The organism is Streptomyces sp. NPDC059718 (assembly GCF_042733315.1).
GTDB lineage: Bacteria > Actinomycetota > Actinomycetes > Streptomycetales > Streptomycetaceae > Actinacidiphila.
The window spans coordinates 1-4,576 of sequence record NZ_JBHWGA010000087.1 but is presented as its reverse complement, the minus strand read 5'-3'; the positions used below and the strand labels follow the sequence as shown (position 1 = coordinate 4,576).

Genomic DNA, 4,576 nt, shown 5'->3' with positions numbered 1-4,576 from the left:
GCGGGGGGTTCGGGGCTGCCAAACCAGTGGTCCTGCGCGGGGGGGGGCGCCCCGTCCGCCCAGGGGGTGGGGGGGGGTCCCCCCCCCGGGGCCCCCCCCCCCTTCCGCATCCGTTACGCGGGGGCCGCTACTTGCGCATGACCTCCGGCTCGTGGCGGCGCAGCAGCCTCAGGACGAGGATGCCGCAGACGAGGGCGATGCCGAGCAGGATCGCCATGTCGAAGCCCCACTGGCTCGCCGAGTGCTCCCACAGCGGGTCCAGGTTGTCGGGCTTGGCCTGGTCCCACGGCGGCATGAGGTGGCCGAGGTCGAGGGTGGCGCCGGCGGCGCCGACGGCCCAGCGGGAGGGCATCAGCCAGGCGACCTGCTCCAGGCCGACGGTGCCGAAGATCTGGAACAGGACGCCGGTGAAGACGACCTGGACGATCGCGAACATCACCAGCAGGGGCATGGTCTTCTCGGCGGTCTTCACCAGCGAGGAGATGACCAGGCCGAACATCATCGAGGTGAAGCCCAGCGCGATGACCACCAGGGTGATCTCCGCGGCCGGGAAGCCCTTGACGATCAGGCCCTCCTCGGGGAGCTTGCGCACCGACAGCCCGATGGCGCAGATGATGACGCCCTGCAGGGCGCTAATCAGGCCCAGCACGAAGACCTTGGAGACCAGGTACGCGGAGCGGGACAGGCCCGTGGCGCGTTCCCGTTCGTAGATCACCCGTTCCTTGATCAGCTCGCGCACCGAATTCGCGGCGCCCGAGAAGCAGGCGCCGACGGCGATGATCAGCATGATGGTGCCCGCGTCGGCGTTGAACTTCCCCGCCTCGTCGGGCGGGGCCAGGCCGAACTTCGCCGGGATGACGACGCTCACCAGGCCGAGGACGGCCGGGAGGATCACCATCAGCGCCATGAAGCCCCTGTCGGAGGCGATCACCGACAGGTAGCGGCGGACGAGGGTGACGAACTGCGCCGGCCAGCTCTGCGGCTTGGGCGGCTTGGCCCGCTGCGGGGCGGCGCCTACGGACTGCGGGGCGACCGCGTCCAGGTCCGCGGCGTAGATCTGGTAGTGCTGGGAGCCGCGCCAGCGACCGGACCAGTCGTAGTCGCGGTAGTTCTCGAAGGCGGAGAAGACGTCGGCCCAGGTTTCGTAGCCGAAGAAGTTCAGCGCCTCCTCGGGCGGGCCGAAGTAGGCCACGGCACCGCCCGGCGCCATCACCAGCAGCTTGTCGCACAGGGCGAGTTCGGCCACCGAGTGGGTCACGACGAGCACGGTGCGGCCGTCGTCGGCGAGGCCGCGCAGCAGCTTCATGACGTCGCGGTCCATGCCCGGGTCGAGGCCGGAGGTGGGCTCGTCCAGGAAGATCAATGAGGGCTTGGTGAGCAGTTCCAGGGCGACGGAGACGCGCTTGCGCTGGCCGCCGGAGAGCGAGGTGACGCGCTTGTCGGCGTGCACGTCGAGCTTCAGCTCGCGCAGCACCTCGTCGATGCGGGCCTCGCGCTCGGCGGCCTTGGTGTCGCCGGGGAAGCGGAGCTTGGCCGCGTAGCGCAGGGCTCTGCGGATCGTCAGCTCCTTGTGCAGGATGTCGTCCTGCGGGACGAGGCCGATGCGCTGCCGCAGCTCGGCGAACTGCTTGTAGAGGTTGCGGCTGTCGTACAGCACCTCGCCCTCTTCGGCCGGGCGGTAGCCGGTCAGGGCGCGCAGCAGCGTCGACTTGCCGGAGCCGGAGGGGCCGATGACGGCGACCAGCGACTTCTCGGGGACGCCGAAGGAGACGTCGTTGAGGATGGTCTTGGTCGTGCTGCCCTGCGGCACGCGCACGGTGAGCCGGCGGGCGGAGAAGGAGATCTCGCCGGTGTCGACGAACTCCTCGAGCTGGTCGCCGACGAGCCGGAAGGTGGAGTGACCGACGCCCACGATGTCGTTGGGGCCCAGCAGATGACGCTGTATCGGCTGGCCGTTGACGTACGTGCCGTTGTGGCTGCCGAGGTCGACGATCTCGTAGCGGCCGTCGGGGTGCGCGCGGAACTCTGCGTGGAAGCGCGAGACCTGCAGGTCGGAGACGACCAGGTCGTTCTCCAGGGCACGGCCGATCTTCATGACGCGGCCGAGCACCAGGTGGTGGAAGGTGGTCGGGCTGCGGTCGCCGTAGACGGGCGGCGCGCCGGAGGCGCCCGACGGCCCGTGCGGGGACGGGATGTGCGCCTGCGGTTTGCGCTGGTCCGGCCGTGGGGCCTGCGAGGGCTGCGGCACCTGCGCGGCGGACGACCCGTTCCCCCAGCCGCCCTGCCGCGGCGGGGCGACGGAGTGGGGCGTCCCCTGCGCGGCGGGGCCGGACTGGCGGGCCTGCTGCTGCGGGTTGGCCAGCGCGGTCTCGGCGCTGTAGATGTCACCGCCTGCCGCGGCGCCGCCGCTGAAGCTCAGGCGCGGGCCGTCGGTGGCGTTGCCGAGGTTGACGGCGGCCCCGGCGGCGACGTCGTAGGCGTGGACGCGCTGGCCCTGGACGTAGGTGCCGTTGGTGCTGCCGAGGTCCTCGATGACCCAACCGCGTTCGCCTCGGCGGATGGTGGCGTGCCGCCAGGAGACCCGCGCGTCGTCGAGGACGACGTCCGACTGCGGATCCCGGCCGAGGCTGTAGGACCTGGCCGGATCGAGCGCCCAGGTCTGTCCGTTCAGTTCGAGTACGAGTTCAGGCACCCCAAGCCCCACAAAGTTGTCCCCCGGGTTATCCCCCATGAGGGGAGTCTAGGGATTGCGAACATCGGGAGGAACCATTCCAGGCACGCCCACCCGTCGGGAAGCCGCGCAAGGGGAGTGATGTGAACCCTCTTCCGAGAAGCCGTTGACGGCGCCGAAACACCACCGGAGAGTGGTAACCGCCCATGAACCGTGCGGATCATGACGGATCAGGGCACCATGCAGCGCAGGCGGTTCGGACGCGAGACCTCGGGGGCGGGCATGACCGCGTACACCTCCACACCTTCGAACGCGCCCGCGCGCCCGGGGCGCCCGGTCCCCTGGGGCGGTGTGCTGCTCTCCGCGGTCGCCGCGGTCAGCTGGGCGTACCTGGGGATGGTGGGGGCCGCCGCGCTGGGCCTGCACCTGCTCGGTGCCGACACCGCGGGCTCGCTGGGGCCGATGACGGCGGCCGTGGTCGCGATGGCGGTGGGCGGCAAGGTCGTCCCCTCCGGTGACGTCGCGGTGTTCGGGCTGGGCGGTGCGGGCGGCGAGGGCCGGCTCGACCTCATGCCGCTGGGCGTCGGCCTGGTGGGGGCCCTGCTGCTGGCCTGGGTGTTCCTGCGGTCGCTGCGCGGGGCGGGGCTGACCGTCCCCGGGGGCGAACTCGCCGCGCGGGCCGGGGCGGTGGTGGTGCTCTTCGTGACGCTGCTCGGCGCACTCGCCTGGGCCGGGGAGGACACCATCGCCCTCGACGGCGCCGCGCTGGGCGCGGACAAGGGCGGCGGCCTGACGGACGGGATCCCGGGCATCGGTGACATCGGCGGGGGGCTCGGGGACGGGCTGCAGGACCTGATCGACGCCAAGGCCTCGGTGAGCTTCCACGTCGCCACCGGCCGCACCCTGCTGGGCGGCCTGCTGTGGGTGCTGGTCGTCCTGCTGCTGGCCCTGCTCACCTCGCGCCGTACGCCGCTGCCGCCCGCCCTCGAAGGGCTGCACCGGGTCGTCCGGCCCGCCGCGTCGGCGCTGCGCTGGGTGCTGCTGCTGGCCGTCGTCGCGGGTTGTGCCGCCGCCGGGTACGCGGCGGTGACGGGTGACGAGCCCGGCCGGATCGCCGGGGCCGCCCTGCTGGGGGCGCCCAACGGGGTGTGGCTGGCGGTGCCGCTCGGGCTGTTCGTGCCCTGGCGGGGCACGGCCACCGGGGAGCTGGCGAAGGTGCTCCCGGATCCGCTGGACCGGCTGCTGTCGACCAGCGTGGCGGAGCCGGTGACGCCCGCCCGGCTGGCCGAGTACGACCAGCGGGTGTGGCTGCTGACCGTCGCCGCGGCGCTGATGATGCTGGCGGCGGGGGCGCTGGCGGCGGCCCGCACCCCGCTGTGGGGGGCGACGCGGGCCGGGTACGCGGGGCGCTGCGCGGTCCGGCTCGGCCTGGTGACGGCGGTCGCCTTCCCCTTGCTGGTGTGGGTGACGGGGGTCTCGGTGAACGCGGGCGTCTCGGTCTTCGGGTTCGACGCCGTGGGCGCCGGCGTCGACCTGCACGGCAGCCTTCCCCTGGCGTTCCTGCTGGGCGCCGCCTGGGGGGCGGTGGCGGGCGGCACGGGGGCGCTGCTGGCCCTGCTGACGGGCACCGCCGGGCGCCGGGTGTCGCCGTACGCGCTGCGCCGGGCGGCGGAGGCGGCGGCCGGGGAGAGCAGCTCCCGCACGTACCCGGGCATCGCGTACCAGCCCGGTCCGTACATCCCGAGCGCCGGTTACGGCCCGCCGGACGCCGGGCCCAACCCCTACCGGCAGCCCCCGCAGGGCCAGGCGGCGCCGCAGGGGCGGCCGCCACAGGGCCAGGCGCCGCATTCCGCGCGGACCGTCACCGGGGCACCGCTGCCCCCGCCGCCCGGGCCGCCCGGGCCG

The 4,576-nt window shown here is 73.4% G+C and carries 2 protein-coding genes; one reads left to right on the top strand and one right to left on the bottom strand.

Features of this window, described 5'->3' with window-relative positions:
* Positions 1 to 127: 127 nt before the first annotated feature.
* On the bottom strand, positions 128 to 2,692 hold the full coding sequence (locus ACFV3E_RS44850) for an FHA domain-containing protein (protein ID WP_500542062.1): 2,565 nt from the start codon (positions 2,690 to 2,692) through the stop codon (positions 128 to 130).
* A 201-nt stretch (positions 2,693 to 2,893) separates the two neighbouring features.
* Here ACFV3E_RS44850 and ACFV3E_RS44845 point away from each other — a divergent pair.
* Positions 2,894 to 4,576 (top strand): streptophobe family protein (locus ACFV3E_RS44845; protein WP_500542060.1); only part of this gene is annotated, 1,683 nt, incomplete at its 3' end.